At 40.1% G+C, this 770-nt stretch carries 1 protein-coding gene; it reads left to right on the top strand.

Features of this window, described 5'->3' with window-relative positions; translation table 11 throughout:
* Positions 1-770: hypothetical protein (locus tag HC752_RS24335; RefSeq protein ID WP_190337752.1), on the top strand; the 770-nt coding region annotated here is incomplete at both ends.

The following is a 770-nucleotide window of genomic DNA, read 5'->3' as shown; positions in this document are numbered from 1 at the left end:
ATGTTCATGAAGCTTTCAGTTTTGATGCGACTAATTACAATAACGAAACCCCAATCAGTGATTTAACCGAAATTGCTTTAGACAGCGGCATGTTGATCACAGGAGGCACCATAGCGGATGATGGCTCACTGGTTCAAGGAACATTAAATTACCATAGTAAGGGCGACGAGCGTGGAATAGGCGTAAATGATGATAATGAGATAGAGAGTGACGGTAAAGAATATCTCTCTATTGATTTCGGCGATAATGTGAATATAACCGAAGCAAATGTCTCTCTTGGTAGCCTGTATGAAAACTATACTGACGCGACTCTTGGCATTGATGCCAAGGTTCATATTGCGTTATATAAAGACGGTATTCTACAAGAAACCGTTGTTGTCGATTCGTCAAGTGACATTGTTAATGCTCAGTATGTTGCAAACCTTCAATTGGCAAGTGGCTTTGATGAAATTCGTCTAACAACGACAGCAAGTGAAAACTCAAATTTCATTTTTTCGAATATCGAAGTGATAGATTCAGAAATCAATGATGAGATTGAATATAAGGCAGTCGACTCTGATGGTCAGGAAAGTGAAAGCACTGCAGTTGTCGACATTGCGATTCCAAGCTCTGAGTCAGCGATCAATCAAGCACCTGAAGTTAGTGATTTCTCAGTATCATCTACCTCTGGTGTTTTTGATATTCCATTCTCTAAATACGCTACCGATGAGGAAGATGATGCGGATCCAAGTAAATCCACGAGCATTGTCATTACTAGCCTTCCTGAGTTT

This window comes from Vibrio sp. S9_S30 (assembly GCF_014694455.1).
In the GTDB taxonomy this organism is placed as follows: Bacteria; Pseudomonadota; Gammaproteobacteria; order Enterobacterales; family Vibrionaceae; genus Vibrio.
Note: the sequence above shows the minus strand (reverse complement) of the source record. Positions and strands in the feature narration are given on the sequence as shown.